This window comes from Caballeronia sordidicola (genome assembly GCF_000729995.1).
Lineage (GTDB): Bacteria > Pseudomonadota > Gammaproteobacteria > Burkholderiales > Burkholderiaceae > Caballeronia > Caballeronia sordidicola_A.
Window position 1 is genome coordinate 1 of the sequence record NZ_JNFG01000123.1, and the last position, 433, is coordinate 433.

The 433-nt window shown below is 63.5% G+C and carries 1 protein-coding gene; it reads right to left on the reverse strand.

Translation table 11 applies throughout. The features are described 5' to 3' along the window. On the reverse strand, positions 1-433 hold a 433-nt coding region (locus tag FH08_RS0134000; protein ID WP_031362630.1), incomplete at both ends, for an MCE family protein.

A 433-nucleotide genomic window follows, 5' to 3' on the forward strand; every position in this document is an offset into this window, starting at 1 on the left:
TCTCCACGCCGCTCATACATCCGCTGCACCAACGGGCGGGTGTTCTCCAGGACGCCCTGTAGCGGCCGGCGACCCTTCTGCAGCATCTCGGTCAGATCGTTCTCGGCGGACGCCATCAGGGCGATGGCCCAGGCGATTGGGTCTCGCCGCAGGGCCAGTCCGCTGATCAGCGGCTGCAACTGGTCGATGCTGGTGTTGAATTGCGCACTCTTGGAGTTAACGGTACCGAGCACGGTGTTCAGATTGTTGATCGTGTCGCCAATCAACTGGTCGCGCGCCGCCAGGGTCTGGGTGAACGAACCCGTGCTGGACAGCAGGTCGGAAAGGGCACCGCCCTGACCCTGGAGGGCCTCGATCATGGCATTGGTGATCTCGTTGACTTTCTTGCCGTCCAGGCCCTTGACCACGGGACGCAGTCCGCCGAGCAGCGCGT